Raw genomic sequence first — 26,616 nt, 5'->3', positions numbered from 1 at the left:
CCCTGACGTTATTTGGCATGTGGAAATATGACCAAGGCGTGCCTGGCTATGCCCGGCGCGCTTGGCACATATATGCGACCACACAATGACAACTGCCAATAACATCAGGAGCATTTATGAATAACAGAACCCTGTTAGGACTTTCTCTGCTCACTCTGAGCGTCAGTACCGGGCAAGCTGCAATGGCCGCCGACGAGAAAGGCGAGGGATTTATCGAAGGCAGCAGCCTGACCATCCTCAATCGAAATCTCTACTTCAACCGTGACTTCCGCAAAGGCCAGTCCAGCAGCTCGGGTAATGGCTATTCGGAAGAGTGGGCGCATGGCGTGATAGGCCGATTCGAGTCTGGCTTCACCGAGGGCACCATAGGCTTCGGTGTCGATGCCTTTGCCATGCTAGGACTTAAACTTGACACTGGCGACGGCCGTTCAGGAGCCGGTGGCTCAGTCGATGTGCTGCCTTACAACAGCCTCGGGCAGGCTGAGGATAACTACTCCAAACTGGGTGGCGCGGGGAAAGCTCGGTTCATGGATACCGAGATCAAGGCAGGCGACGTCTTTCCCGTCAGCCCGGTCGTCCAATACGGTGATGCACGGCTTTTACCGGAGAGTTTCCGAGGTGTCACCGTGGTCAACAGCAGCGTGGAAGGACTGTCGCTTCAGGGCGGTCGCCTCCACTCGATGAGCCAACCCAATACCAGCAGCATGCGCGACGGCTTCGCTACCTTCTACGCGGGCGAAGTGGACTCGCCATGGATCGCCTATTTCGGTGGTGATTACACGCTTAATGACAACGTCGGCTTTAGTCTCTACACCAGCCGCCTCAAGGATGCCTGGAATCAATATTACGCGGGCACCACGCTGAGCTACCCGCTTGCGGACGATGTCGCCTTGATCGGCGGGCTGAACTACTACAAGGCGGTCGATGAAGGGAGGCAGCTCCTCGGGAGCTTCGATAACAACATCTGGAGCGGCAAGGTCGGCATCCAATTCGGCGCTCATACAGTGCTGGTGGGTCTCCAGCGCAACAATGGCGATGATGACTTCGACTACTTGCGCCAATCGGACTCCATCTACCTCGACAACTCCATCCAGTACAGCGACTTCAACTCGCCGAAGGAGAAGTCATGGCAAGTGCGCTATGACCTGGATATGGAGCCTTTCGGTGTGCCTGGATTGAGCTTCATGACTCGATATGCCCAGGGCTGGGATGCCGACTACAGCAACGCCAACGAAGTCTATATGCGCAGTGATGACAACGGCGATCCGTTGACCAACCAGAAGCGCTGGGAGCGGGACATCGAGGCCAAGTACGTTGTGCAGTCTGGGTCGTTGAAGGACATGTCCTTTCGCATTCGACAAGCCACGACTCGCGCCACCGACTTCGAGTCGGATTTGGATGAGTTCCGCCTGATTGTCGAGTACCCGCTGGAAGTTCTCTAACCCTGGCAAGCGAGCGGGTTGATTGCCCGCTCGCTCCTTGGTCCTGCTGTCCCCTCGTAGTGCTCCTTTGGTTTGGAGACAGCCCTTGGCGCCCTAGGGCGCCTTTTTTACTTAGGTTAAAGGACGTATGAAAATGAGTCGGCCACTACACACAAGCGGCCGTGCTGGCAGGCAGTACTACTGGGCGGGATATTCTGCAACGACCTGATCAGAACCCGTCTTGGTCAAGCCAATGACCTGGTAGGCATGCTGTACGCCATCGACTTCCATGCCGGGGGAGCCCGCCGGCATCCCGGGAACAGCGATGCCCAGCAGATCATCGCGCTTAGTGAGTTCGATGACCTGAGCCGCCGGCACATGACCTTCGACGAACTTGCCGTCAATCACCGCGGTGTGGCAAGACGCTAACCGTGGCGCGACGCCCAGTCTTTGCTTCACTGCTGTCATGTTGCTTTCAACATGGTCGACGACTTTGAAGCCATTCGCTTCGAGGTGTGAAATCCACTTCTTGCAACATCCGCAATTGGCATCACGATGGACATCAATCGTCAGGGCATCAGCTGCTTGAACCGCAGACGTGACGGAGAGAGCGGCCAGTAAGGCCAGATATTTAGCTTTCATGTACGTGCTCTTTGCCATCGGCGTGGGTGTGGGTCTTGGGCGAGGCGTTCGGAGCCTGCTCGGCGTGATGATCACCTCCGTTGGACGACGCCTCATCTCCAGCATGGTGGTCATCGCCACTCATATCCGAATGGTGACCTGCCTTAGGTGCGGAGCCACCCTCGCTATCCGTAGCCGCGGCATCGTGATGACCAGGCTCTCCAGCATCACCTGATCCATGATGGTCATCGCCACCGCCACTATTGTCATGATGGCCAGGCTTGTTGTCGCCGTGCTGTCCTTCATGGTTATGCATCTGCGTTTCCCCACCACCGTGCTGATGGCCGCCACTGGATGCGACGAGTGTTTGGTATTGCTTGGCATCCATCGTCGGCAGTTGGTTGAGGAAGGCAACCATGCCCCAGATGTACTCGTCTCCCATGCTCTTGCCCCACGCAGGCATACCCGTTGCCTTGATGCCATGCTTGATCACCCAGAACGCTGCTGACGGATTGCCATCGACACCGATCTTGGCGAGGTTGGGGGGCGCAGGATAAAGCGATTGGCTTAGCTCGGTCTCCGCCACACCTGGCGCCAAATGACAGCCGATACACATGGAGTTGTAGTTGCCCGCACCGGCGCGAATAAGAGCTTGATCATCCAGGTTGGGAACCTCGATGTCCCGCGAACGGACTTTGATAGAGCGGTCACGGGCCATCGTGAGAAACGCATGCACTGCAGGAAAATGGGGATCGTCGGCCCCCACGTTGACCACGCCAAAGTAGGCGCCGGCCAGGACAGCTGTGCTACCGACCACGCCGGCCGCCACCAAAGTTTTAATTGTTCTTTTCATGTCAGGTTCTTAAAACCACATCCGGATACCGGCGACAAAACGCGCCTCGTCTACATCACCGCCCTCGTCGCGCACCATGTCCGCCGTGTTGCCATAGGAGCGGCTCCAGGAAACCCCGATATAGGGGGCAAACTGCCTGACAATCTCGTAACGCAGACGCAAGCCGAGCTCGGTATTTGCCAACCCAGACCCCACACCTCGCTCAGGATCGTTCTTGCCGTAGAAGTTCATTTCGGCAGTTGGCTGGAGAATCAGCCGGTTGGTCAGCAGAATGTCGTACTCGCCCTCCAGTCGGGCAGCAGTTTGGCCATTCTCGCCGACGAAGGCCGTGGCTTCGGCCTCAAAGGCGTAAAGCGCCATGCCCTGGATACCGAAGGCGGCCCAAGTCTGCGGCGACTCCGGTTTGAAGTCCTGGCGAACGCCCGCGACGACATCCCACCAAGGGCCGATCGAGCGGCCGTACAGCAGCTGTAATTCAGCATCCTCGGTCACGCCGTTGGTACGCTCGCCTTCGGAGCGGAACCAGACCCGGTTGATATCACCGCCTACCCAGCCCGACGCATCCCAGGCCAGGGTGCTGCCCTCATCTGCGTCCTGGTATTCGAGCTGATCGAGCAGGAAAAAACTGTTGATGGCGCTGTCGTGAACCTTGTGGCCAGGTAATGGCGGGAAAGCCGCTTGGCGATCAGCATCCGTCAGAACGGGAATCGGCGTACGGCTGGTGGTTCTCGGGGCTTCAGCGGAGCCATGGTTCATCTTTGAATGATCCATGCCCTCCATCTGTCCTTGCATGGCGCCATGCCCCATCTTGCTGTGATCCATAGCCTGGGCCTTCTCTTGGCTCTGGCCGTGGCCCATCTGGCTATGATCCATGCTGCCCGAAGCACCCTGCATGGCACCATGGTCCATCTTGCTGTGATCCATGCCCTCCATCGGCGCTTTGGTAGCGCCGTGGCTCATCTGGCTATGGTCCATCGACATGGTGCCGTGCCCCATTGCCGAATGATCCATTTCTTCCGCAGCCAAAGTAACGCCGCCGCTGAGTGCACTCAGCGACACGGCCAGCGCTATGAGGGACGGGCGTGAAAACCTAGTGGTCATGGTTCGAACCTGCTTCGGCTTCGGTGCCGCCATGCTTATCCATCATCTTCTCGTGCCCCATATCGTCATGGTTCATACCCTCATGATCCATGGCGCCATGATCCATCTGATGGCCAGCGGCCTTGCCTTTCGATTGATCTGCAGGCTTGTCACTGGCGTCGGGCGCAGCCGACTCGGCAGCATGTTGTTCGTGCTCGCTGTGCCCCTCACCTGCAAATGACGTCGGCGCGTGCAGAACAGCCAAAAGACTGAACATCGCTGCGCTGCCAAACAGGGCATTACGCTTCATAAAAGTACTCATCAGAAATCTCCTTTACTCATCCACACGGACTTCACGGAACATGCCCGTTTCCATGTGGAGCAACAGGTGGCAGTGATAGGCCCAACGCCCCAACGCATCGGCGGTCACCCGATAGCTGCGCTTGGAACCTGGCGGCATGTCGATGGTGTGTTTACGCACCAAGAAATTGCCGTTCGCATCCTCCAGATCACTCCACATGCCATGAAGATGGATCGGGTGAGTCATCATGGTGTCGTTGACCAGCGTGATGCGAACACGCTCGCCGTACTTGAGGCGCAGAGGCTCGGCGTCAGAGAACTTGATTCCATCGAAGGACCAGGAGAATTTCTCCATATGCCCGGTGAGGTGCAGCTCGATGGTGCGACTTGGCTCACGCCCGTCCGGATCAGGGAAGGTGCTGCGCAGGTCAGAGTACGTGAGGACGCGTCGGCCGTTGTCTCGCAAACCAATACCTGGGTCGTCCAACTTATGCGTTGGTGTCATGGTTTGCATATCGACCAGCGGGTTGTTGGTCTCTGAGGCTGGGTGTGCCTGCATGGCACCTGCCATGCCTGCCATGCCTGCCATGCCTGCCATGCCTGCCATGCCTGCCATGCCCGAATGATCCATTCCCGCCATCTGGCTGTGATCCATGCCGGCCATGCCACCCTGCATGCTCCCATGATCCATGCCGCCCATGCTGCCGTGGTCCATGCCCATGTCACCCATGGCAATCAGTGGGCGCGGGTCAGGGCTTGGTACCGGTGCACTCAACCCTTCCTGTACCGCAAGGGTGCCGCGCGCATAGCCAGTGCGGTCCATGGATTGGGCAAACACGGTATAGGCCTGTTCGCTGTCTGGTTCGATGATCACGTCGTAGGTCTCGGCCACGGCGATACGGAACTCGTCGACGCTGACCGGTTTGACGTGCAGACCATCGGCCGCAACCACAGTCATCTTCAGGCCTGGGATGCGCACATCGAAATAGGTCATAGCCGAGGCATTAATGAACCGCAGGCGGATCTTTTCGCCTGGTTTGAATATGCCGGTCCAGTTGCCATCAGGTGCCTGGCCGTTCATCAGGTAGGTGTAGGTGTAGCCACTGACGTCGGCGAGATCAGTCGGGCTCATCTTCATTTCGGCCCACATCTTACGGTCGGCTACGGCGGCGGACCAACCCATCTCGCTTACGTCATCGATGAAGTCACCAACGGTGCGTTTGTGTTGGTTGTAGTAGTCCGACTGTTTCTTGAGCTTGGCCAGTACCCGCGTTGGATTTTCATCCGTCCAGTCGCTCAGCAACACGACGTAATCACGGTCGTAACTGAAGGGCTCGGGCTCCTTGGCATCGATGACCAGCGCACCGTATACGCCGACCTGCTCCTGGAGCCCAGAATGGCTGTGATACCAGTAGGTGCCGTTCTGGTTGACCTTGAACTTGTACTCATACATGCCATCAGGGGCGATGCCATGGAAGCTCAGGCCAGGAACACCATCCATGTTCGCCGGCAGGATGATGCCGTGCCAATGGATGGAGGTGTCCTCCTTGAGGCGGTTGCGCACGCGCAATGTGACGGTATCGCCTTCGCGCCAACGAAGAATCGGCCCAGGGAGCGAGCCGTTGATGGTCATGGCCGTGCGCGCTGCGCCGGTGATGTTCACCGGGGTTTCACCGATGAATAGGTCGAATTCGTTACCAGTCAGTACGTTGGGCTGGCCGGGGCTGTTCACCGCCCAGACCGGCGTGCGCCACAGGCCAAGTCCGCCGATAATACCGGTGGCTGCCAGGCCTTTGACGAAGGTGCGCCTTGTGGTTTTGCTTTGCATGCCGTTTTGTCCAATCCGTCAAATGAGCCGGTGATGGCGTGCCCGGTCTCGGGTTCATGGCTGCTTCAATGTCGGGGATTTGCCCCTCAACTTTCCACGTCGGTGCATTGCACAATGCCTTACCGACGATGAGCAGTATGAAACTGCCATATTTCAACCATCCGGGTGATTACATTTCTGTAAGGTAGATGACTTCAGCAGTTGGTGTGCTCTGCTTGCTCGGTTGGACTGCTGGCTACAGGAGCCTCAACTTTCTGCTGCTGGGCCACCCGGTAGGCCTCCAGAGACGTCTGGCGTGCCTGCTCCATGCGTGCAAACGTGCGATCAGCACCGCCTTCGGCCATCGCCAGGCTGGAAACACTCAGGGCAGCAACTACAAACAGGGTTTTGATCGATTTCATTTCGTTAATCCTCAGAAGTTTAGAAGCCCCTGTAACTAGTGGGGACGAGCGTTAAGCTCGCTGCTACGTTAACCACGACGCCCTGTCAGCAACCTGATCCGAACATTACAGTTCTGTCAGTTTGCTATTTCTTTCTTGTAGGCCCTCCTGAAGGCTCGGTACTGTCTTCCTGCCCGCGCAGCCTTGCGGATTCCATGGGCCTGATCGGTAGCAATGCCTGAGCTAACTCGTTCATTCGCACCGACGGATCGCGACCATCAAACAATCAAGAGAGATAGCCACTATGTCGAACAAATCCAACGTAGCTACCGGTGCAGCCTTGGCTCTGGTGGCCGCCAGCCTGTTCTCCACCCTGCCCGTCCAGGCTGCTCAGGAAACCAAAGCAGCAGAAGTGAAGTGCTTCGGGATCAATGGTTGCAAAGGGCAGAACGACTGCATGACCGCGAAAAACGACTGCAAAGGCCAAGGCGAATGCAAAGGCCAAGGGTTCAAGTTGATGACCCAGACCAAATGTGACGAAGCCGGTGGCAAAACCAGCGAATAAGGCGGTTCAGGGGAGTGCATGCCACTCCCCTGCTGGAGTCTCGAATGAGTAAGCGCAAAACTCTGGGTTTCGGTCTTGGCCTTCGTAACGAGTATTACCGGCAGATCCTGGAGGAACGGCCTGCGGTCGACTGGTTCGAGATCATTTCCGAGAATTACCTGGTGGAGGGCGGCAAGGCTCTCTACTTCCTTGATGCGATCGGCGAGCACTACCCCCTGGTGATGCACGGAGTATCTCTTTCGATTGGCGGCTCACATGCCTTGGACATAGACTACCTACGACAGCTCAAGCAGCTGGCGGATCGGGTGCAGCCTCAGTGGGTGTCTGATCACCTGTGCTGGAGTCGAGGCAACGCCCATCAACTTCACGATCTGCTACCGCTGCCGTTTACCCAGGAGAGCCTGCTGCATGTCGCGGCCCGGGTGCGCTTGGTGCAGGATGTTTTGGAACGTCCCATCGTGCTGGAGAACGTTTCCTCCTACGTGCAGTGGACAACATCCAGCATGAGCGAGTCTCAGTTCCTCTCGGAGCTCAGTTACCTGACCGGGTGCGAGCTGCTTCTCGACGTGAACAACGTCTACGTCAGTTCGCGCAACCAGGGTTTCGACCCTTGGCAGTTCATCATGGAATTGCCGCACGAGCGGATTCGGCAAATTCACCTGGCCGGGCACAGCGATTACGGGCAGTACCTCATCGACACCCATGACCAGCCCATCGCTGATCCGGTTTGGTCTCTCTACAGCAAGACTTTGAGCTACTTGGGCCCGACATCGACCTTGATCGAGCGGGATGACCAGTTTCCGCCGCTGGAAGAGCTGTTGTCCGAATTAGCACATGCCCGTGCTATCGCCAAATCTGTGATATCGGGGGCCACCCCTTGAGCCTGATCGCCCTACAGACTGCATTTGAAACTTACCTGACAGGTGACAGTGCCCTGCCCTCCAACGAGCTTTTGGAGCAGATCCGAGGTAGCACAGCGCTGAGTGCTCTCGAAGGCCTGCAGATCTACCACAACGCTTACCGTTCGCGCCTGCTTGCGGTCTTGCGAGAAGACTTCCCTGCCCTGCTTCACTGGATCGGCAACGAATCATTCGAGCAGCTCGCACTGGCCTACTTGGCCGCCTGGCCACCACGACATTTCAGCATTCGCTGGCTGGGCGAGAAGCTGCCCGAGTTCATTAGCAGCTACGTCGAAGAACCCCAACTATCGCCGATGCGCGAACTCGCGGAACTGGAATGGGCCTTTACACTGGCCTTCGACGCTCAGGATGTCGAAGCGCTTTCGCTGGAGACCATGAGTGATTTTTCGGCTGAAGACTGGATTTCACTCAGGGTTTCCCTGACTGCATCTGCTCGGTGGTTGCAGCTGCAGTACAACACGCTGGAGTTGTGGAAAGCCGCCAAGTCCGGCAGCTTGCTGCCTGATATTACCCGCCTGCCAACGAACCTAGCCTGTCTTGTTTGGCGTCATGAACTCGTCTGCCAGTACCGGAGCCTGGAGCCAGCGGAGGCTTCGGCATTGCAGTTTCTCATCGAGGGCGGATCGTTCGCTGAACTCTGCGAGTCGTTGAGCGCCACGCATGGCGAGCAAGCTCCCTTGCAAGCCGCGACCTGGTTGAAGTTGTGGGTCAACGACGGTTTGCTAAAGCGCGGCCAGCTATTACACGAATGACCCGGAACCTTTAGGCTAGCGCTCTCTCTTTGGCCACTCCGAGCGCTTCTATGACTCACCGCATCATGCATTTCAAACAGCAAGCCTTGCTTGACCCGGAGACCTATCAGGCAATGCTGGCCGACGGCGTTGGTCACTGGGAGCGGCTTGCAGGAGAAGTCGTCGGCATAGAAGACGAAAAAAGCCACGAGTTCGCTGCATTGAAAAGCCTGTTCAAGCGCAAGCGGTACTCCTATGACACGCTGGAAATGCGCGAGCCAGGCGATCACTCAAACTGGCTTCGCGGCCGAGATGGTTCAGAAGGTATGACCAACGAGGTCACCAGTATCCCAGGGCTAAAAGAGCTCTCAGAACTGGAGATTTAGTGGGATAGCAGGTCAGCGCTCAAGCGCTGACCTGGGCCGAATAGCCAAGCTCCTGGATGAGTTCGCGGATCGATTCGGCACTTTCTGTGCTCTCAACGGTGACCTTGCCGGCCGCTCGATCCACTTCTACTCGTGCATCCTGATCCAGAGCTTGAATGGCCTTCGTGATTTTGCTCACGCAACTGCCACAGCCCATCCCCGCAACACTCAGACTAAACATGTCTTTCACCTCATTTCGTCCGCGGCTCAAGTTACCGCACGGACAGCATCGACCTTGACACGATGGCAAGGTCAAGCCCGTAAGCGCTACAAAAGGATCAGCCGTTTACCACGGGCGTAAGGATGGGGGTTGGTGAACACACCACGACATGCCTTGCGCCCCTCGTCAGTGCGACGTATAGATTCTGGGGGGTCATAAGCTCAGGATGCAGAACAACCGAGACATCCGCCTCCAGCCCCTTGAGAAGTAATGTGCTGCCTACAGAGCGTCTTGCGATCGGTCGGGCAAGGTGTCTATTGCGCTCTCGCGCTTGAATGGCTGCACTCAGAAAGTCGGTAGCACCTCCCACCACCGCTTGCATTGCAGACCGGCAGCAGTACAGAGCCTCCGGTCGGTATACACGTGCCCCGTGCTGCTCAGCGAGCGTATCGATCACACGGAGCGCTTGCCCCAATGTTGGCGCTGCTACGAAATCGATCGCCGCAGCCTCGGCCGCGGTCGGAGGCGTTCGGGCCCTTCCTGCACGCAGCGACTCCACGCGCGTTCGCAGGTTTGCTGCACCTACCCCCCGTCATTACGCTGGAAGCAAACTCCACAAGTTGTGCCAGAGCATTGGCACCCTGCAAGTCAAAGTTCCTGGCGAAGTTGACGAGATCTCTCAGGTCGACGGCTTCTACGGCCATGGCACCGGGTGTCTGGCTCGTGAGCTGATGGCGACCTTGCACGTTGATGGAGTCCCCGATGATGAGGACGCTACCCTGAGCGTTGGGAGCTTCGGTTCTCGCGGCCACCAGTCGCTGCTGAACTTCGGTTCCGGCGTTTAGCTGCACCCAACGCACTTCTGCTGGAGCCGTGCGCAGATCCACCGGCTGACCAGCTTGAAGTTGTTGCCTTATGGCGAGCAGCCACTGCCCGAGGTTCTCAGCTCCAGCCAGCCGCCAGCGCCACGGTATCCTCAACTCTCCCGCTGCGGGAAACAGGGGTTGCACCTCATTCGCCCAATGCACCAGTCGATTGCCACGGAAGCTGAATATGGCTTGCATCGGGTCACCGAGCACGCAGGTCGGAAGCACCTGGGCCAAACCAGACACGATGGCGTGCTGGACGACGTTGCAGTCTTGGTACTCGTCGACAAGCAACCGTGCATAGGTGGCGCGAAGGGGCTGAGCGAGGTGACCGGCCTGCAACAACTGCATGGCGGCCTCCCGAATTGCCGGGTAGTCAGTATTGGGTTGATGCAGCTGTAGGATCTGCGGGTTATGGCCGCTTCGCGCTGGGAACTTAGCGATCAGGCGCATCGAGAATCCGTCAATGGTGGAGACTCGATATGCGGAGTTAGGAACACCGGCTCGTCTCAGGCGCGCCCGTAAGGCCGCAACGCCGGCGTTCGTATGTGTCAAGACGAGGATGGGTTTGCTCTGCGTATGCGCGATGAGCGTCTCGGCAATCAATTGCGTTTTTCCACAACCTGCGGGGGCCGTTATGGAGCCACGCTCGATAGCGAAAAGATCAATCTCAGGGGGCACTTGTAAACGTCCAGAGCTGATTCGTGACTGCCATGAAGCCCGGTTCGGCGTTCTGTAAAGACGGACCGACGATGTCCCTTGCAACCTCCTGATAGGTTGTCAGCGACTTGAACCAGCCGCTGTTGCGGATACGGGATGCGGTTCCCAGCAGCTCTCGTCTCTCAGGTGAGTACCCATCCACGAGTCGCTTGGCTCGGATATCGTTCAGCGTCACGCGGCCTTGGGACTTCGTCTGAATGTGTGCGTTCATCAGCTCTGCACCCACTATTGTTTCGGCTTTCGCCAGAAGTGCATCGAGTGCTTGCTCTCTGAGATGGCGGAAGATCTCGTCCTCCAACGTGAGGCCTGGTCGCCATGTAAGAATTTGCCCGCCGGCGGCCAAGAATGCTTCAGCGAGCCCCGCGGTCGAAGGCTTGTCGGCATCTACAAAAACCATCACGCGGTAACCCAAGTTCAGAAGTGCTGTTCCCCGGATAAGACTGTTATCGGGGCTTCCCCCGCCGGCGTCCACATACGCGCCGCCATGGGCCAGGAATGAGGTAGCGCCAAGACTGACCCACCATTGGTCAAGGCCACGCGCGAAGCCAACCTCGCTGGCCCCCTCGCAAACGATGATGGATTTGGCGAGGAATGCTTCGGGGTCCTTCCGAAGGGTACTTTGTACCTCGTTGGCTTCCCCAGCTGGCATAACACTGTGGCGCTGAGGTGCTGACCGAACAACGAATAACTGGCTGCCGGACAGCTCGCGCAGCGCGACCGGCGAGTGCGTCGTCATGAACACTTGCAACGGAGCGGCAGCGTCCTTTGCACCCAGCGAGTCCAGGAATCGCATGAGCCGATGAGGTTCAAGCCCGTATTCCACCTCATCAACCAGGGCAATTGGCGCGGCGCTGGCCGCAGCCCTTTGAAGCCCTGCCACTAGCAAGCGTGACGAGCCCGTGCCAAGGGAGCGCAGCGGAATACCTGTTTCACTGTGCAGCGCGATCGCCCCCTCGCCAATCGACACAGAATGTGCGTCAAGGAGCGCCTGAGGCATAGCCCCGACCGAAACGCCAAGATGCTGTGCTGTGCGTTGCACGACCTCAAGCGTCTGGGTCAGATGTTCGGCTGCTTGATTGCCAAAGTTCGCTCTTGCTTGCCTAGCGGCGCGCGCCAGTTCAGCACCAAGCTCGGCGCGCTCATCGGTAAGTCGATTGAGCACTGAGCCACGACTCCACGACAAGTTCGAACTCGCAAAGCTGCCGATACGGGCGGGTGCTAGTGCCGCTCGTTCCTTCCAGGGAAGAGTGCGTTCGAGTTGCTGCTGCTCCGCACGCTCAGAAAAAAGTGTCCAGGTAGGTTCCAAATCGGCACCAACTTGCAGGAGCAAGGTGATAACGGTCTCCAGCCCCGCTCGCGGTTCGTCTTCGACTTCTCCCGTTCCTGGATTGAATCCACGCAAGAACTCGCCGTAAACATCGATATCCATCAGCGATACCGGCAAATCGCCAAGCGTCACACTGATGGTGATGGGTGTTTCGACGTTCAGAGCGAAGAAGTCCATGTCGCCGAACGTGCCGCCCCGGCGGGCACCGACGCAAAGGTCAATCGCATCTAGAATGCTGGACTTTCCACTATCGCCAGGACCTATGAGGCAGTTAATTCCTGGGGCCGGCACCCAGTCGAGCGCCTGGATAGATCGGAAGTTGCTGATAATCAGTCTGCGAATGCGGGCCACGGAGAGTCCTCATGGGTTAACGACGACCAGTCTCCTACCCGCAGCGGCAACAGTCCATCGAACGTCACCTCGTCACTATGTGTTGCGACAGATAGGTCGGACCGGAAACTACCGTACGGCATTTTCCGGTCAGATGCGCTTCTGAATAATCACCTGGTCGGTGGTATGGAAGCCTATCCGATGTCCGTTGATTTCAACCTCAGAGCATTGAAGACCACCGACGCCGAGCTGACACTCATCGCCAGCGCAGCAATCAAGGGCGACAGAAGATGCCCCGTCAGCGGGTACAGCAGCCCCGCTGCTAGCGGGATTCCCATCGCGTTGTAGAGGAACGCAAAGGCGAGGTTCTGCCTCATGTTTTTCACGGTTGCCACTGACAGGGTGCGCGCTCGCAGGATGCCCATCAGATCTCCCTTGACCAGCGTCACTTGGGCGCTGTTCATCGCCACATCGGTACCGGTGCCCATGGCGATACCTACGTCAGACCTGGCCAGGGCGGGCGCATCGTTGATGCCGTCACCCGCCATGGCGACACGACGGCCATAGCCCTGCAAATCGGCGACCAGTTTCTCCTTATCCTGCGGTTTGACCTCACCATGCACTTCCTCGATTCCGAGCTGCTTCGCCACGGCTCTTGCTGTGGTGAGGCCATCACCAGTGGCCATGATGACCTTTACGTCTTCGCTTTGAAGCTTGGAGACAGCCTGTTGAGAGGTAGGCTTGATCGGATCGGAAACGGCCAGGAGTCCCGCCAGGCGACCATCAACGGCCAAATAGATGATGCTGATGCCTTCCAGACGCAGTTGCTCGGCGCGATTGCGCAGCGGGGTAATATCGACGCCCGCCTCGTCCATCAGTGCTGTGTTGCCGAGCTGCAGCTGATGGTCATCGACCTGGCCGCGCACACCAATACCCGAGCCAGATTCGAAAGTGTCCGGTTTGACCAGTGCAATGCCCTGACCGCGCGCATGATCGACGATGGCATGAGCCAGCGGGTGCTCACTACCCTGGTCGAGACTAGCAGCCAGGCGCAGCACTTCATTGGAGTCGTAACCGCCTGTCCCTTCCGCACTATGAAATACGGGACGCCCCTCAGTCAGGGTTCCAGTCTTGTCGACGATGAGCGTGTCGATCTTGCATAGATTTTCGATGGCGCTGGCATCGCGGAACAACACACCGCTGCTAGCGGCCTTGCCAGTCGCAACCATGACGGACATCGGGGTTGCCAGACCCAGAGCGCAGGGACACGCAATGATTAGCACCGCCACCGCATTGATCAGGCCAAATACCCAGCCTGATTCCGGCCCTAATAGCCCCCAGCCGAAGAAGGTCAGAATCGCGATCAGGATCACCCCGACCACGAAATACCCTGCCACCGCATCAGCCATACGCTGCATGGGGGCCTTGGAACGTTGGGCTCTGGCCACCATCTGAACGATCTGCGACAGCATGGTCTCGGCACCGACCTTCTGCGCCTCCATCACCAGGCTGCCGTGGGTGTTCAGGGTGGCACCGATAAGGGCATCCCCTACCCGCTTGGTCACGGGTAACGGTTCTCCGGTAAGCATCGACTCGTCGACGGCGCTCTCCCCCTCTAGAACCGTACCGTCCACCGGGACTTTCTCTCCCGGCCGGACACGTAGGTGGTCGCCCTGATGGACATGTGTCAGCGGAATATCTTCTTCCTGGCCATCGGGCTTGATGCGACGCGCAGTCTTTGGTGCCAGCCTCAGCAGTGACTTGATGGCTGCCGAAGTCTGCGAGCGGGCCTTGAGTTCGAGCATTTGGCCCAACAGCGTGAGTGAGATAATCACCGCGGCTGCTTCAAAATAGACGCCGATACGTCCGTCCTGGGCAAAAGCCGCCGGAAACCACTGCGGAACCAAGGTAGCGGCCACGCTGTAGAGGTAGGCAGCGGCCGTTCCCAAACCGATCAGGGTCCACATGTTGGGGCTGCGGTGGCGGATGGAGTCAATGCCGCGGGTGAAGAATACCCAGCCACCCCATAGCGTCACGGGCGTCGCCAGAGCCAGCTCGACCCAGTTCTGGGTCGTGCCATGAAACAGTTGCAAGGAATGGCCGGCCATCGCCAATACGGTCACGATGACGGTCAACGGTAGGGTCCACCAGAACCGCAGCGAGAAGTCCTTCAGCTCTGGATTTTCCTCCTCTTCCAGCTCCGGGATGACAGGTTCCAGCGTCATCCCGCAGATCGGGCAGTTTCCGGGAGCCGGTTGACGGATTTCTGGATGCATCGGGCAGGTGTATTCAGCACCTACAGGTGTCGATGTGGGTGCTGGAGTCGCGTGCTGGTGATGCTCCCCATGAGACTGATGGCTCATGTACTGATGAGGATCTGCTTGGAATTTCTCTAGGCACTTCGCACTGCAGAAATGATAGGCCTTCCCTTCAAAGCTCTCGCGATAAGGGCCATCAGGTTTGACCTCCATGCCACACACCGGGTCGCGCTGGCTCTCGGAGTGGGCGTGCGAGTTATGTGAATGATCCTGGTCATGATGGCAGGAGGTCTTTTGCATGCGATCTATGTCCTTTCTTCGTCCTTGGAAACAGCGGTGCTGCTGGAGTGGGAGTGCCCGCCGTGATTGTGGCCAAACAGATGCATCAGCGGGCATAGCAGCAGGATGAGGTACGGCAGGGCCTGCGAAAGATGACCGTAATGCTCACGCGCTACATAGAAGATGCCGATTACGGCCAGCATGATCAGCGCAATGCCAATCTTGCTCTTCCAAAAAGGCGGCTCAGTGGTACTGGTGTGATGGGTATGGTCCACGACAATAGCCTCGTTTCAATGGCGGCCGGATCAGAATAGGTGTCTCAGACTGGACGGAGTTGGCGAGTATCAATAAACGTCAGCGTACGGTCACCTTACCGACCATTCCCGACTGATAATGTCCTGGAATATTGCAGGCGAACTCCAGTTCGGTGGCGGCGGAGAAGGTCCAGATCAACTCTTCGCGTGCTCCAGGTTCGACAAGAACACTGTTGGGGTCATCGTGTTCCATACCGACCATCTTCATGCCGCCCATGGCATGGCCCATATTGCTCATGTCATGTGCACCTGTAGGGGACAGCGTGCCGTTCTGAAACATCGCGGCCATCTCTTTCTGGTGCGCGGCATGGGATGCCGCTTTGCCAAGATTGAATTCGTGTAGCAGTGCACCGTCATTTTTCAGGACGAAGCGAACTGTCTCGCCTGCTTTGATCTCCATTGCTTTGGGTTCGAAGAAGATGTCCCCCATCCGGACTTCGATGGTGCGATCTACTGCCTGACCGTCTCCCGGTTGCCCAATACTGTCTTTCTTGTGGCCCGGGCTGGCCAGCGCATTGGCAGCACTGAGCAGCAAGCCAAGGGTGGTGATTATGAAAGCGGGTCTGAGTTTCATGGTGTGCCTCTGAGGTGTTGAGGAGGGATGAGTCCCGATGCTAATGAGGTGCAGCTGGCGGTACGCTGACGTGAAAACTACATCGCAGTAAGGTTCGTCAGATCGGTGCTACCCAGCTCGCGGCCAACGGATAGCACCGATGCCGGACTAACGCAGAGCAAACTCACCGACCATCCCCGCCTGGTAATGCCCAGGCAATGTACAGGCGAAGCTCAAACTGCCCGCCTTAGGGAAGGTCCACACGAACTCTTTGGTTGTGCCGGGCTCGACGAGAACCGCGTTCGGGTCGTCATGCTTGGCTTTGATGACTTCCGGATAGCCTGGAGGGTTGGAGTCTCCCGTGCCATAACGCTCATGCCAGACAATGCGCTCGGCCATGCCGGTCGGGGTCAGTGTGCCGTCCTTGACCAAGGACGCCATCTTGCGCTGGTGCTCCAGCTGGGACGCTGCCTGCCCGATGTTGAACTCGTGCATCAACGCGCCCTCGTTCTTCAGAACGAAGCGCACGGTTTCACCTGGCTTCACATCGATCGTTTTCTGGCTGTAGTTGATGTCGTCCATCTTTACCAAGATGGTGCGAGTCGCTGGCGTCGCCTGGGCCTGCTGCCCAATGCCATTGCTACTGCCGCCGACCTCGGCAAATGCCGGAAAGGTGGTGCTGATGAACAGAGTGCTGATCAGCAGTTTAAGGGGTAAGCGTTTCATGGTGAGACCTCGAGATGGGTGCTGGAAATCTCATGCTATTCCCCGCTTGCTGCCAGGCCGCTGACCCCAAAACTACAATTGCGTCAGCTGGGAAAAAGCACGGCGCCATAAAGGCGCCGCTAGGCCAAAGGAGCAATCACGGAAGGCCTGGAAGATGGGAAAATCCTTATCGATGGCACTCTTTGTCGGCCATCATTAGCTTGTGCTCGCGGATCATTTGAGCCAGCACGTCGTCTACCAGCTTGTCATGCTTTTCCATCCAGGCCAGATGCTCTTCGGCAGACATGTTTGGCGCGGGATGTTCATTGTGCAGCTGGCTCATGATGTCTTCGAGCATGTTCATATGCTCCTTCATGTGCACATGCCGCTCGCCGACCGGGGCCTTCTCCGCCTGGATCAGCACGGCTTCTGCTTTGTCGCGCATCTGCTGGATGCGCTCGAATACACGGTCGCTGCCCCCTTCGGCCCAAGCCATGGAAGACAGCAGTAGCGAACCAACCAGAAGCAAAGGTTTCAGCGATTTCATGGGCAGTCTCCATCAGTGCAAACTATGGCCGGCACCTCTGCTTTTGGTCTGTCGAGGGCCGAGAGCACAACCTAGTACTCATGCTTGCACCCTAGACAAGCCACCCTGTCAGTGAGCTGAAGTCAGAATTACATTTTCGTAAGCTTCTGGTTGGGGCCGCGGTTTGCCTGCAAACTCAGGCCACCCGACTTTTGGAGTCTGCACACATGAAACTACTGGTAGCTGAAGACGAACCCAAAACCGGTACGTACCTCCAGCAAGGTCTCACCGAGGCTGGGTTCAATGTCGACCGGGTTATGACCGGTACAGATGCCCTTCAGCATGCACTTAGCGAAGCCTATGACCTGCTAATTCTGGATGTAATGATGCCTGGGCTGGACGGTTGGGAAGTGCTGCGCATGTTGCGCGCAGCAGGAAAAGACGTCCCCGTACTGTTCTTGACGGCACGCGATGGTGTGGAAGACCGCGTTAAAGGGTTGGAGCTGGGTGCGGACGACTACCTGATCAAGCCATTTGCTTTCTCAGAGCTTCTGGCCAGGGTCAGAACGCTGTTGCGCAGAGGTAATGGTTCGCCGACGCAGACCACCATGAAAATTGCCGATCTGGAAGTCGATCTGATGAAGCGGCGTGCGATCCGTGGCGGGAAAAGAATTGACCTGACCGCGAAGGAGTTTTCACTGCTGGAACTGCTACTGCGCCGGCGCGGCGAAGTGCTCCCGAAATCGCTGATTGCTTCGCAGGTGTGGGACATGAACTTCGACAGCGACACCAACGTCATTGAGGTCGCTGTACGTCGGCTGCGCGCCAAGATCGATGACGATTTCGATCTCAAGCTGATCCATACCGCCCGCGGCATGGGGTACATGATGGATGCGCCGGAGTGAATATGAAGCACCTCTCGCTGACCGCTCGGATGAGCTTGATGTTCATGTCCGCGGTGATTGCCGTCCTGACAGTAGCGGGGCTGAGCTTCAACATGCTCAGCCAGCACCACTTTAAGATGCTGGACCGGCAGGCCCTGGTGGAAAAACTCGAATCAGCCAAACACATTCTCAACAACGCTCGCAGCGGAGCTAACCTCTCCGAGGAGTTACCGCAGTTGCGAGCCTTACTGGGGGCGCATCAGGATCTGGCCGCAACCATCCTGGCCAGCGACGGCGCAGTGCTCTTTTCCGACCCCAGAGCAGTCGAAGTGCCGGGACGCTTCAGGCGTGCCGATGAGCAGAGCATGTGGGAGTGGCAGAAAGACGAGCACATGTACCGGGGCATGACGGCTCAAATCTCTGTGACTGACCAACCCGAACCGCTTACAGCTCTGCTGATTCTCGATGTCACCAATCACACGCACTTTTTCGACACGCTGCAGCGATGGTTCTGGATTGGATTGGTCATCAGTGCCTTGGTCAGTGCGGCGCTTGGCTGGGTGGTTGCTCGCAGTGGTCTTAGGCCCCTGCGGCAAGTCACTGATGTAGCCTCCGGGATGTCCGCTCGCTCGTTACAGGAACGAATCCCTCTAGAACCAGTGCCACAGGAACTTCAGCAGTTGGTACTGTCCTTCAACGCGATGCTGGCCCGACTTGAAGAGGCCTTCATTCGACTCTCCAATTTCTCTGCTGACATCGCACACGAGCTGCGCACGCCCGTAAGCAACCTGATGACCCACACTGAAGTCGTGCTGAGCAAGAAGCGTGATATCAATGCCTACGAGGAGAATCTGTACTCGAACCTGGAGGAATTGAAGCGCATGTCTCGCATGATCGATGACATGCTGTTCCTGGCCAAGGCTGATAATGGCCTGATCATCCCAGAGCAGGCCAGGATCGAACTGGCTGACGTAATCTTCAAACTGTTTGACTACTACCACCTCCTGGCCGAAGAGCGCGGCATTGAACTTTCGCTCATAGGCAAAGGCCAAGTGCTAGGAGATCGGCTGATGCTTGATCGAGCGCTGTCCAACTTGCTGTCCAATGCGCTGCGTTACACGCCGGCGGGAAAGAGAATTTCGGTTCTGATCCGCCAGACAGCGGACTCAACTACCTTCAGCATCGAGAACCCAGGGAACACAATCAGCTCGGAGCATCTAGAGAAACTCTTCGACCGCTTTTACCGGGTAGACCCTGCTCGACGCGAAGGTAGCCCGAGCAATGCCGGGCTCGGGCTTGCCATCACCCGATCCATAATCGAGGCTCACAAAGGCCGCATTTGGTGTACTTCAGCGGCTGGCCTCACGGGCTTTCACATTGAACTCCCCCATCCCAGCTGATGTCGGTCTGCCGGTAAGTAGACTACAGCAGACAGCTAGCCCAACTTGACAGAGCAACCTGAAATCCTCGTGCTCGACACCGCCGTGACCGACGTGCGCGACAATGCCATCTGGCACACCGACGTCAGCTTTCTGGAGACTCCGGCCCTCGGCGCGGTACTCGCCGCCAAGCACCTGCCGCCCTACGGCGGCGACACCCTCTGGGCAAGCAGCAGCGCCGCCTATGACGCCCTGTCGCAGCCGCTGAAGCAATTGCTCGACGGCCTCACTGCCACCCACGACTTCACCCGCTCCTTCCCGCTGGAGCGCTTCGGCAATACGCCCGAAGCCCTGGCGCATTACCACGAAGTGCAACGCACCCACCCGCCCGTGGTTCACCCGGTGGTGCGTACCCACCCGGTTACCGGGCACAAGGGCCTGTTCGTCAACGACGGTTTCACCAACTGTTGGCGCTGATGGAAAATTGACCCACCCTGCCGATTGAAATTTGACCCAGGGCGGATTGCTGATTTTGTTACCAGCAACTGTGGATAAGTCTACCAGCGCAGCTGCTTTTGAACCCACTCCCTCGCTGTCCCAGTTCAGCTGTTGAAGACCTGCCACATGCAGCCATGCAGCAGGCCGTCGTCACCATGAAATCAGAACGACTCATCGTCCTCCGGTTCCTGGCCGCCCTTACGCTTTCGCTCCCGTGATTTGATCTTGGCCTGGGCCGCCAAGCTACTGTGTTGCAGGCGATAGGACTCGTTACCGGTTTCGACGATGTGGCAGTGGTGGGTCAGCCGATCCAGCAGGGCGGTGGTCATCTTGGCGTCGCCGAACACGCTCGACCATTCGGCGAAGCTCAGGTTGGTGGTGATCACCACGCTGGTGTGTTCGTACAGCTTGGACAGCAGGTGAAACAGCAACGCACCGCCAGCCTGGCTGAACGGCAGATAACCCAGTTCGTCGAGGATGACCAGATCCATGCGCAGCAGTGCCTGGGCGATCCGCCCGGCTTTGCCGTCGTGTTTTTCGCGCTCCAGCAGATTGACCAGATCGACCGTGGAGTAGAAGCGCACGCGCTTGCCATGCCGGGTGATGCCGGACACGGCCAGTGCGGTGGCCAGGTGGGTTTTACCGGTGCCTGGCCCACCGATCAGCACCACGTTCTGCGCGGTGTCGGTAAAGGCCAGGCTGGCCAGCTCGCTGATCAAGCGAGCGTCGGCGCTGGAGGCGCTGAAGTCGAAGCCGGCCAGATCGCGGTGCATCGGCAGCTTGGCCATGTTCATCTGGTGGCTCACCGAGCGCATGGCGCGATCTGTGTGCTCTTGTTCCAGCAGGTGTTCGAGCAGCCACTTGGACGAGGCTGTGTTCGACTCACCCTGTGCAGTTAACTCCGCCCAGGCCGTGGCCATGCCGTGCAGGCGCAGCTCCTTGAGTTCCGCCATCAAATCACGCATGACCGACCTCCTCGGCCTGGCCACGCAGGCGGTCGTAGCGCGCCGTGTTAGCGACGGGGGCTTCCTTGAGCGACAAGTGGGTTTCGACGCTGGGTGGTGGTTCGGATGCTGTCAGCCGTGCCACGACATTGAGGATGTGTTCGGCGCTCAGGCTGCCGCTCTCCAGTACCAGCTCAACGGCTACCAGCACGGCATCGAGTCCGGCGACCGGTACGGCAGCCAGGACTTGCGCCATGATCCGGTCACCGCCGGCATGACGCCCCAGACCGTGCTTAAGCTGACGCAGCGGCGCCGGCAGATCAGCAAAGGGCGCGCCGTTGCGCAGCGCACCGGGCTTGCGTTCGATCAGCGGGAGGTAGTGCTGCCAGTCATAGCTGACCTGGTCGCGATCCAGCAAGCGGACATGGCTGGCGATCAGCGCGTCGTCAGCCACCACCTCGATTCGCGTCGGATACAAACGGCTGCTGACCCACTTACCCGCGTACTCACATGGCACCGAGTAGCGGTTGCGCCCGACGCTGACCAGGCAGGTGCTGGAGACCCGCGCAGGCCGCTCGACGTAACCGTCGAATGGCGCTGGCACAGGCATCAGTTCAGCGCGCTCCAACTCCAGCACTTCGGCTACACTCAGCCCGCTGTATTGAGGGTGCGTCAGCTCGTTCCAAAGCGCGCGGCAGCGCTGGCCCAGCCAGGCATTGAGTTCCTCGAAGGAGTGAAACTGGCAGTCCTGGGCGTCTAGCCAGATACGCCTGCGGCTGTCTTGCACGTTCTTTTCAACGATGCCCTTTTCCCAACCAGCGGCGACGTTGCAGAAGTCCGGATCGAACAGGTAATGCGCGCACATCACCGCAAAGCGCGCATTCACCGTCCGGCCTTTGCCCTTATTGACCTTGTCGACGGCCGTCTTCATGTTGTCGTAGATGCCCCGGCGCGGCACGCCGCCCAAGGAGCCGAACGAGCGTGTATGGGCGTCAAATAACATCTCATGGCCCTGGCTCGGATACGCCACAAGCCAGAACGCACGGCTGGCACACAGCTTCAGATGTGCCACCTGCATACGCCGGTAAATGCCGCCGACCAGCAAGCCTTCCTCGCTCCAGTCAAACTGAAACGCCTCGCCAAGAGCAAAGGTCAGCGGCACAAAGGCCTGCGACGCCTTGCCCTGTCCCCCTCGCCAGGCACGGATAAACGCGGTGAGCTGGCTGTAGCCACCGTCATAACCATCGGCTTTGATTTGCGCCAACAGCGCCTTGGCACTGCGCCGCTGTTGCTTGGGGCGCAGCGAATCGGCTTTTAGCGCCTGCTCTAGCGTGGCGTGAAAAGGGCTGAGTTTGTTAAAGAGCGCGCGGCGTTGGTACACCGGCTGCTTGGCCTCAGGTGCTCTGACCCACTTGCGAATCGTGTTGCGCGCCAGCCCGGTGCGCTTGGCTATCTCATGCAGCGACAGCTTGTCGCGGAAATACATCCGCCGAATTTTGCCCATCATTTCCATACTGATCACCCTGTGTTCTCCTGCTCAAAAATTGAGCAGAAGCAGTTGAACACCTGGGTCAGTTTTCAGTCGGCAGAACAGCCTCTACTGGGTCAGTTTTCGGTCAGCGGCAACAAACAACTCTACCCCGGAGTGTATTGTCACAATTAAAAAGGCGCTTAGACCTGAAGACCTAGCGAAACTAATGACATCCAAAATGCCAAAATGGATGCGCGTTGCGTTGGAGGCATAACCTGCCCTAATGAAAAAACGCCCTAGTACAGCGCCCCTTGATGCCCAATGCGATCGGTATCGACCGATCATTGATGGATTTTGAGTTGACAAGTAAGGATAGGAATTACTTGCTTCAGCTTGTCAATTTTCCGCAGTACCAAAATACCTTTTCATAGGCAGAAACAAGATTCACGATTTGTCACATTTATGCACGAACAGAGTTGCGTAGACTAACAACCGCTAGTCAAGAACTGTTCCGAACAAATGCAGGCCGAGCACACCCTCACGAGCATATCTGACCTCTTGGAGTTGAAGGTGGCGATCCAATAACGGAAAGTCCTTCCTGGGAAAACCACCCAAATAACGATGCAGTGCTCTATACCCGGCCCCATCGACATAAGGAAAGGCTGCAGCCCGATGTAAGTCCCTAGGTATTAGTAGACCAATCTTTGCATCCTCACACGCTTCAATGAACATCAAAAATCTTGAATAAGGAATAATATCTAGCAATGAAGCAGCAAATATCATGCTTCCAAATCTACTTGGCGGGTCCGCGATGGAAGCCCCCTTGAATATGCTTTGCTCAAAGGAGGTCGGATCAGAAAACCGCATACCTCTCTCTGTCTGAAAATGGATTCTAGCAGATCCACCTCGACCACCATGAAAAGGAGCTTGAAGAAAAATACAGAATAACTTATTGAATAAATCAACCACGATATATCTCCGACTAGCTCTGCTGCCAGTAAGAAAGTGCTCAATCTTCATAAGAGTGGTAGAGCGGAAACGTGAAAACCATGGGTCTTCCGCCACATTACTTCTTGAGACCGAATTACATTCTTGGACAAAAGCATCCCACGCTTTCGAGTAACGAGACGCATCAGATAGCGCGACCAATTCCTTTTTATGCATACTGCAAATACATGAATGGGAATAGCACCAACTTTTTCGCCATATAGGTAAATGACCATTGGCTACGTCATTTCGCAAACAGTCCGGACAAAAGAAACGGCGATAACTCCATTCAACTGCAGTTCCATTACGTAAACCGAAATAAACACTCAACCATTCTGGATTAATGTCCTCACGCCCTTCCCCCAGGCGTTGAGACGCTGAAAAAAAATCAACATCTGGATCAGCGGACCTGAACTCTAGCCCTTCCCACCAATGCAACGGACGTTCGGCCAATTCCAGGCGCGTGAATTTTATTATATGCCGATTAAGGCTGCACCGAAAAAGCCATGACGATAGCGTCTCGTCAAAATTCGGCGTTAGTAGCGCACTTAATCTCACATCTAGTAGCCCCAGAGATTTTTGTTTGCACGCTGCAGCATATTCAGATCAATTTTCTCAACGCCTAGCTTTACTGCATAACATGCAGCACTTCTAATCAACTCGAGAGTCTTGTCCATTCGGCCATAGGTAATAGATAAAATCGACCTTACCATCTCCTCAGAATAGAGCTGCGATGGCATTCGCAATGGCAATGATTCCTCGACTTCTAGCAAGAACGATCTAAAACCCTCATCTTCACACCAATCCGTAAGCGTAACCTCATGAAATCGCCTTTTAAATTCATCATTGGACTGCAGGGCATTCCGCGCGCTAACGGTGCCAAAGCAAAATAACTTCAATCCATACTCAACTCCAAGTAATTTCTTGAGGATTGACATATTAACTCGCTGCTCTTGCTTAGGACGCAAAAGTGCATCATGAAATTCATCGATAACCAAGCCCCAAACTCTTCTAAGCCTGATAACCTCTCTAATTTCATTTGGGATAATATCTGAGCCGCTTTTAGGTCTCACCCCAGAGGCTAGAGGCAAACCGAGAGCCAAGGCGAGTTCGGCTTTAAGGCTTTTCTTGACGCTTATCTCAGGCGACTCGGCCATGGATATAACAACCAATCCTTCACTATTCTTAATTCGCTTCGGGATTTGTGATATTATGGCCGTTTTCCCCGAACCACCAGGACCGATCACGAGCAGCGCGGGGGCATTAATGCGATCTGGGACTTCCGCAATATTATTCATCATTCTAAAAACAGCTTCGCTGGAATTATTATCAACCCAAAGCTCATTATGAATTGCGGCTATTCGAGTATCCACATCGGCGGATAAATACTTCTGTATGTCAGATCGAACGTGTTCGCTACTCATTTGCTCCCCCCAGATCTGAATCTTTCCGGAATAGCTGAATAGTCAGGCTTGACTTTTTCGGGCTTAACTGCCGGATTGTCGCCAATAGGACCAGGGTAGGCATCAAGATAGGCTTTTTCCGCAGCTTTTCGGCGTCTTTGCTTACGCGTTAAGACGATGCTCTCTTTCTCGATGTCCTGCTTTTCCCTGTAGGCTTTAAGCCCTCCAGCACTATCAATTGCCCCGACTCGAACTGGCCGCCTATGTAACCTGCTTGCACGATATTCTTCATAATTTGGTGCTTGGATCGTTAAGTCGGATAGACGAATTGAGCAGAACTGTCCATTTAACTTAACCCACACCTCATTCAAATTAAACGGATCAAACTTAACAACCGCCTTATTAGTCCCAATAAAGGGCACTAAAATAGGATCCCAATACGTCTGACCGTGTAACTTTATACCTTCGGGGTTAATTTTTCGTACTTCTTGAGGCATAAACCAAAGCTTCAGCTGCTCCGGTTCTGAAATTTTCGGTGGATACGGAAGCCCACCGGAGGGAGCAAAATAGTCATACCAAGCTTGCCGCGGACTAACTTTCAACGCACTATGAATGGTCGAGTGATAAACAACCACTTCGCGTGCAAACCAACGAGAAAAGTCGAAGAATGTCATTGTGGCATTCTTTTCGCTGTCGAGATCTCTTCGTGCAACTGAGTTCGACATTGTTGTTCCTTTTAAGAGGTGGACTTTTGTCGTCATGAAAGTACCAATCAATCGTTCAACATGACCACCAAAGTGCTTTTCACCAACTGGTCGATATTCGGGATGTATTCCAAATGACTCGCATCCAGCTTTAAATTTGGGACTGGTGAACTCCGCAGCATTATCCATGTGCAAAACGTCTGGCTTACCATAATAGGGATAGTCTACGGGATCTATGCCCATGCTTTTGGCAAAACCTATTTTAGGAAGCACACTTTGACTAAGTGCACACGCCACAGAAACTGACGACGGAACGTGAAGGCTGAGGTAATAGCCGACAATCACTCTTGTATATATATCAATTATCACCGTCAACCAAGGGCGACCAATCACATTGATACGATCATCCGCTAAAAGGATAATGTCGACCAACGTGTGATCCATTTGCACCCATTGCAACGGCCTTTCGACTTTTTTCTTTCCCGGTCGCGCCGAGAACTGTTGTGCTGCGGCATCGGCCCCGGCTTTGATTTTGACTCTTTTTTTCTCTGAGAGAATTAACTCCACACGTCGTAAAACTGTAGCTTTACAAGGGGATGGTAACCCCTGCTCTTTACATGCGACATCTACCTCGAGCCACACTTTGCTATAGCTAGCACCTTTTGAATTGTAAACTTTATGAGTCGCATCAAAAATAATTACCTCTACAGCTTCATCTAATCTAGTAACTCCTTTCTTAACCCCACGCCGCTGAAGAACCAATGACAGAGGACCAATTTCCTCATCACACATCTTAGCCAAACGAAAAAAATAGCTCCGCGACAAATTCAGCTTCACACAAGCTTGAGCGGTTGTTACTTCCTTCACCCTCCACTGGCTAATAACGTTGTACCGCTCTACAGCTAGCGATAGCTCGTCTTCTCCATAATCATTCACATTCAAATTTATTACATTACCCCCAACCACCCCTCCTGTGAGACCAACAATCCTCTCAATATCGCGCTGAGAAACCATCAAAGCTTCGCCAGTTGCCTTAACGACTACCCTAATGCTCTTTGCGCTAAGAATCTGTTGAATTGTGGCAAGCTTTCCCTTTGCGACTACTAGCTCCCCAACAATTAGTTGATCTGTCATATATAGTTTCGCTGCAAAATTTGGAGAGAAACATCTTTCGGCAACATATC

25 protein-coding genes and 2 pseudogenes are annotated in these 26,616 nt (G+C 56.1%); 8 read left to right on the top strand and 19 right to left on the bottom strand.

Going from position 1 to position 26,616, the window contains the following annotated elements; all coding sequences use genetic code 11:
- The first annotated feature begins 116 nt into the window (after window positions 1–116).
- Window positions 117–1,442, top strand: coding sequence for an OprD family porin (locus tag AAEQ75_RS19055; protein WP_343350104.1), 1,326 nt, complete (start codon window positions 117–119; stop codon window positions 1,440–1,442).
- A 177-nt stretch (window positions 1,443–1,619) separates the two neighbouring features.
- Here the strand turns inward: AAEQ75_RS19055 and AAEQ75_RS19050 are convergent, their stop codons facing one another.
- From AAEQ75_RS19050 to AAEQ75_RS19025, 6 genes are all read right to left on the bottom strand, one after another.
- The gene (locus AAEQ75_RS19050; RefSeq protein ID WP_003246746.1) at window positions 1,620–2,063 is read right to left on the bottom strand and encodes a DUF411 domain-containing protein; all 444 of its coding nucleotides are present in this window, start codon (window positions 2,061–2,063) and stop codon (window positions 1,620–1,622) included.
- Window positions 2,053–2,895: a c-type cytochrome gene (locus AAEQ75_RS19045; protein WP_343350102.1), complete on the bottom strand. Its 843-nt coding sequence runs from the start codon at window positions 2,893–2,895 to the stop codon at window positions 2,053–2,055. The genes AAEQ75_RS19050 and AAEQ75_RS19045 overlap by 11 nt, the downstream gene beginning before the upstream one ends.
- A 9-nt stretch (window positions 2,896–2,904) precedes the next feature.
- On the bottom strand, window positions 2,905–3,996 hold the full coding sequence (locus AAEQ75_RS19040) for a copper resistance protein B (RefSeq protein ID WP_343350101.1): 1,092 nt from the start codon (window positions 3,994–3,996) through the stop codon (window positions 2,905–2,907).
- Complete coding sequence (locus AAEQ75_RS19035) at window positions 3,986–4,297, bottom strand: hypothetical protein (RefSeq protein ID WP_343350100.1); 312 nt, start codon at window positions 4,295–4,297, stop codon at window positions 3,986–3,988. Before AAEQ75_RS19035 ends, AAEQ75_RS19040 begins: the two co-directional genes overlap by 11 nt.
- A 12-nt stretch (window positions 4,298–4,309) precedes the next feature.
- Entirely contained in the window at window positions 4,310–6,103 is a 1,794-nt protein-coding gene (locus AAEQ75_RS19030) for a copper resistance system multicopper oxidase (RefSeq protein ID WP_343350099.1), read from the bottom strand.
- Between the two features lie 194 nt (window positions 6,104–6,297).
- Window positions 6,298–6,504 (bottom strand): co-regulatory protein PtrA N-terminal domain-containing protein, encoded by a 207-nt coding sequence (locus AAEQ75_RS19025; protein ID WP_003460125.1) that lies wholly within the window; start codon window positions 6,502–6,504, stop codon window positions 6,298–6,300.
- A 283-nt stretch (window positions 6,505–6,787) separates the two neighbouring features.
- Between AAEQ75_RS19025 and bufA2 the strand changes: the two genes are divergently transcribed.
- From bufA2 to AAEQ75_RS19005, 4 genes are read left to right on the top strand one after another with little or no spacing between them, the layout of a single operon-like run.
- Complete coding sequence (bufA2, locus tag AAEQ75_RS19020; RefSeq protein ID WP_003460126.1) at window positions 6,788–7,048, top strand: BufA2 family periplasmic bufferin-type metallophore; 261 nt, start codon at window positions 6,788–6,790, stop codon at window positions 7,046–7,048.
- 44 nt (window positions 7,049–7,092) lie between these two features.
- Window positions 7,093–7,929 (top strand): MNIO family bufferin maturase, encoded by an 837-nt coding sequence (bufB, locus tag AAEQ75_RS19015; RefSeq protein ID WP_004374664.1) that lies wholly within the window; start codon window positions 7,093–7,095, stop codon window positions 7,927–7,929.
- Complete coding sequence (locus AAEQ75_RS19010; RefSeq protein WP_003460128.1) at window positions 7,926–8,720, top strand: DNA-binding domain-containing protein; 795 nt, start codon at window positions 7,926–7,928, stop codon at window positions 8,718–8,720. The genes bufB and AAEQ75_RS19010 overlap by 4 nt, the downstream gene beginning before the upstream one ends.
- A gap of 50 nt (window positions 8,721–8,770) precedes the next feature.
- Entirely contained in the window at window positions 8,771–9,085 is a 315-nt protein-coding gene (locus AAEQ75_RS19005; RefSeq protein WP_017675723.1) for a hypothetical protein, read from the top strand.
- Window positions 9,086–9,104: 19 nt separating this feature from the next.
- Here AAEQ75_RS19005 and AAEQ75_RS19000 read toward each other — a convergent pair whose 3' ends face one another.
- The 8 genes and pseudogenes from AAEQ75_RS19000 to AAEQ75_RS18965 form a co-directional block, all read right to left on the bottom strand.
- Window positions 9,105–9,305, bottom strand: a complete 201-nt coding sequence (locus tag AAEQ75_RS19000) for a heavy-metal-associated domain-containing protein (protein ID WP_003246756.1) — start codon at window positions 9,303–9,305, stop codon at window positions 9,105–9,107.
- 97 nt (window positions 9,306–9,402) lie between these two features.
- Window positions 9,403–10,831 (bottom strand): annotated as a pseudogene (locus tag AAEQ75_RS18995) (UvrD-helicase domain-containing protein).
- Window positions 10,821–12,548, bottom strand: coding sequence for an ATP-dependent nuclease (locus tag AAEQ75_RS18990; RefSeq protein WP_343350097.1), 1,728 nt, complete (start codon window positions 12,546–12,548; stop codon window positions 10,821–10,823). The pseudogene AAEQ75_RS18995 and the gene AAEQ75_RS18990 overlap by 11 nt, the downstream one beginning before the upstream one ends.
- A 173-nt stretch (window positions 12,549–12,721) precedes the next feature.
- Window positions 12,722–15,085 carry a heavy metal translocating P-type ATPase gene (locus AAEQ75_RS18985; RefSeq protein WP_012018611.1) on the bottom strand — a complete coding sequence of 788 codons (2,364 nt, stop codon included), beginning with the start codon at window positions 15,083–15,085 and terminating at the stop codon, window positions 12,722–12,724.
- Between the two features lie 5 nt (window positions 15,086–15,090).
- The gene (locus AAEQ75_RS18980; protein WP_003246761.1) at window positions 15,091–15,339 is read right to left on the bottom strand and encodes a DUF2933 domain-containing protein; all 249 of its coding nucleotides are present in this window, start codon (window positions 15,337–15,339) and stop codon (window positions 15,091–15,093) included.
- A 79-nt stretch (window positions 15,340–15,418) separates the two neighbouring features.
- The gene (locus AAEQ75_RS18975; protein WP_003246762.1) at window positions 15,419–15,952 is read right to left on the bottom strand and encodes a cupredoxin domain-containing protein; all 534 of its coding nucleotides are present in this window, start codon (window positions 15,950–15,952) and stop codon (window positions 15,419–15,421) included.
- A gap of 147 nt (window positions 15,953–16,099) precedes the next feature.
- Entirely contained in the window at window positions 16,100–16,657 is a 558-nt protein-coding gene (locus AAEQ75_RS18970) for a cupredoxin domain-containing protein (protein ID WP_343350096.1), read from the bottom strand.
- 166 nt (window positions 16,658–16,823) lie between these two features.
- Entirely contained in the window at window positions 16,824–17,183 is a 360-nt protein-coding gene (locus AAEQ75_RS18965; protein WP_003246763.1) for a co-regulatory protein PtrA N-terminal domain-containing protein, read from the bottom strand.
- Between the two features lie 206 nt (window positions 17,184–17,389).
- Here AAEQ75_RS18965 and AAEQ75_RS18960 point away from each other — a divergent pair, with 206 nt between their 5' ends.
- The 3 genes and pseudogenes from AAEQ75_RS18960 to AAEQ75_RS18950 form a co-directional block, all read left to right on the top strand.
- The gene (locus tag AAEQ75_RS18960) at window positions 17,390–18,067 is read left to right on the top strand and encodes a heavy metal response regulator transcription factor (RefSeq protein ID WP_004374688.1); all 678 of its coding nucleotides are present in this window, start codon (window positions 17,390–17,392) and stop codon (window positions 18,065–18,067) included.
- 2 nt (window positions 18,068–18,069) lie between these two features.
- Window positions 18,070–19,446, top strand: a complete 1,377-nt coding sequence (locus tag AAEQ75_RS18955) for a heavy metal sensor histidine kinase (protein ID WP_343350094.1) — start codon at window positions 18,070–18,072, stop codon at window positions 19,444–19,446.
- Between the two features lie 39 nt (window positions 19,447–19,485).
- A pseudogene (locus tag AAEQ75_RS18950) lies at window positions 19,486–19,887 on the top strand (TauD/TfdA family dioxygenase); the annotation flags it as partial.
- A 197-nt stretch (window positions 19,888–20,084) separates the two neighbouring features.
- Here AAEQ75_RS18950 and istB read toward each other — a convergent pair.
- The 5 genes from istB to AAEQ75_RS18925 form a co-directional block, all read right to left on the bottom strand.
- A complete protein-coding gene (istB, locus tag AAEQ75_RS18945) occupies window positions 20,085–20,888 on the bottom strand; it encodes an IS21-like element ISPst3 family helper ATPase IstB (protein WP_096824898.1) in 804 nt (267 codons plus the stop codon).
- A complete protein-coding gene (gene istA / locus AAEQ75_RS18940; RefSeq protein WP_343352432.1) occupies window positions 20,881–22,380 on the bottom strand; it encodes an IS21-like element ISPst3 family transposase in 1,500 nt (499 codons plus the stop codon). Before istA ends, istB begins: the two co-directional genes overlap by 8 nt.
- Window positions 22,381–22,833: 453 nt before the next feature.
- Window positions 22,834–23,778 (bottom strand): hypothetical protein, encoded by a 945-nt coding sequence (locus tag AAEQ75_RS18935; RefSeq protein WP_312977209.1) that lies wholly within the window; start codon window positions 23,776–23,778, stop codon window positions 22,834–22,836.
- Between the two features lie 107 nt (window positions 23,779–23,885).
- Window positions 23,886–24,749: a TniB family NTP-binding protein gene (locus AAEQ75_RS18930; protein WP_053069166.1), complete on the bottom strand. Its 864-nt coding sequence runs from the start codon at window positions 24,747–24,749 to the stop codon at window positions 23,886–23,888.
- Window positions 24,746–26,566: a Mu transposase C-terminal domain-containing protein gene (locus AAEQ75_RS18925; protein ID WP_343350093.1), complete on the bottom strand. Its 1,821-nt coding sequence runs from the start codon at window positions 26,564–26,566 to the stop codon at window positions 24,746–24,748. Before AAEQ75_RS18925 ends, AAEQ75_RS18930 begins: the two co-directional genes overlap by 4 nt.
- Between the last annotated feature and the right edge of the window lie 50 nt (window positions 26,567–26,616).

The sequence above is a fragment of the Pseudomonas sediminis genome, assembly GCF_039555755.1.
GTDB lineage: Bacteria > Pseudomonadota > Gammaproteobacteria > Pseudomonadales > Pseudomonadaceae > Aquipseudomonas > Aquipseudomonas mendocina_D.
The sequence above is the reverse complement of the archived record's forward strand: the minus strand, read 5'-3'. Positions and strand labels throughout refer to the sequence as shown.